The sequence below is a fragment of the Candidatus Jettenia sp. AMX1 genome (genome assembly GCF_030263775.1).
In the GTDB taxonomy this organism is placed as follows: domain Bacteria; phylum Planctomycetota; class Brocadiia; order Brocadiales; family Brocadiaceae; genus Jettenia; species Jettenia caeni.
Genome location: NZ_SZPP01000094.1, coordinates 1 through 2,055, shown reverse-complemented (window position 1 = coordinate 2,055; position 2,055 = coordinate 1). Strand labels below are relative to the sequence as shown.

The following is a 2,055-nucleotide window of genomic DNA, read 5'->3' as shown; positions in this document are numbered from 1 at the left end:
TTAGGGGTATATTCTATCACATCCCGCATTCTTTATCTCTCCGAGAGTCCGCTTTTTTATAAAAAATTTTGATAATTACGACACAGTCTCGAAAGGGAGAGGAAAAAGTCGCCGAAGGCCTATTTATAGGTGAGGAGGAGTCCTGTTATTTTGACTTATATCAATTCTTAATTGAGTATAATTGCTTTTGGCTAAAGTAAGGAGTAAAATAATAAAGGTACTTACTAAAATACTGCGGATCGTAAGGGTATTATGGATAAGGGCTGTCTAAAAAGGAAGCATCAAATTTACTGCAAAGAAAGAGGGAGCGACTGAAGCATCGTAATCCCCCTTTGTTCTACTCTGATATTCAACTTTCCCGCAATGAGGCCATTAAAATACATGCAAAAGAAAGATGATAAAAGAACAAAAAACGATAAGCTTGTAAAACATAAAACCATAGCATCGATCGTAACACCGTTAGGTGAAGGTGGTATTGGTAAGGTTATGGTGTCCGGCCCAAACGCTTTTACTATTGTTAATAAGATATTCACAGGAAAAGGGATTGCTGATCTTCAAAATGCTGTAAATCAAAAGCTTTACTATGGGTATATACATGATAAAGGACAAAGACTTGACGAAGTTATCTTGCACATAATCAAGAAGGAGGGTAGTTTTACTGGTGAAGATATTGTAGAAATAAACTGCCACGGCGGAATCCGTGTTGTAATGAGGATTTATGAATGCCTGCAATCTTCAGGCGCAGAAGGGGTTCCGCAGGACGCTTTGTTACAGCAATCTTTTGAAAATAACAAAATGGATTTTGTTCAGAAAGAGGCGCTTCAGGCAGTTGTTCACGCACATACAAAGTTAGGCGTAAAGGTGTTGCTGGATCAGCATGCAGGGGCATTATCAAGCGCATTAAGGCAAGGACTGGAAATTATTGAAGGAATCGAGCGGGCTTTCCTTAAAGAATCCTGGTATCATGGGGCAATTATCCATACAGATCAGTACCGGGGAGAAGAAAAATCCTTAATTCCCAATTTGGCAAGGGAAGGCAGAGAGGCATTATTGAACGAAAAGATGCTTTCTTCCCTGGAGAATCATATCAGATGCTTATTGGAAACGGCTTCACTTGGTATGGCGCTGACTACACCACAAGTGTTAGTGATCCTGGGTAAGCCTAATGTTGGCAAATCTACTATCATCAACGCTATCCTTGGTGAGGAGCGAATGCTGGTGCATCATGAGCCGGGGACTACGCGAGATTACGTAAGCGAATTGATCTCTGTTCATGGAGTCCCTTTTGAAATTATGGATACTGCGGGTATCAGAGATACTGAAGACATCCTCGAATCTATGGGCATAGAAATGGCGCTCGAACAACTCCAACGTGCAGATAAGGTAATGGCAGTATTTGATAATTCCAGGCCTTTTGATCAGGAAGATGCGGAGATCTTGAGTGCATTAAGTTCCTGGTCGAAGAAAAAGAATGCTGATGATTTACACCAAAACGTGAATACGTACAAGATTATACCCGTAGTCAATAAATGTGATTTGGCTGCAAGGTTAGACAGAAAAAAGATTGAGTCTGCAGTGACTCAGCCTTTATATTCTCTATCCGCCCGGAATAGGGATAGACTTGAAGATTTAAAAGAAAGGCTTGTAGGCGAATTAGACACTACTTATAAGCCCATGAGGCCGATAGTATTTACCAGAAGGCAGTACTGTTTGCTGGCAAAAGCTGATGTTGTAGTGAAACAAGCAAAAAATTATTTGAACACGGGAGATAAGACCTGTATGATATCCGGGCTGATTGATGAATTAAAAAAGATTTTTACAGCATGTTTAGAAGGACATGGAACGATTAATATAAGGGTAGAGACGACCCGGTAGGTCGTCTCTACAAGTCTCATACAGCATCAAGAGAATAAATGAACAATCTTTTTCTCTCGTTACCTCTTAGTGATGAGCGCCGCCATGTGATTCATGTCTCATGCCAAGCTCTTCAAGTTTCCTGTTGATATACTCAACCTCTTCTGCAGGTGCATGATGGGTATCTAACCAACCTGGATC

Annotated in this window: 1 protein-coding gene; it reads left to right on the top strand. The window is 40.7% G+C overall.

Going from position 1 to position 2,055, the window contains the following annotated elements; translation table 11 throughout:
• The first annotated feature begins 381 nt into the window (after positions 1-381).
• A complete protein-coding gene (locus FBQ94_RS17330; RefSeq protein ID WP_007220715.1) occupies positions 382-1,875 on the top strand; it encodes a tRNA modification GTPase in 1,494 nt (497 codons plus the stop codon).
• Positions 1,876-2,055 lie beyond the last annotated feature (180 nt).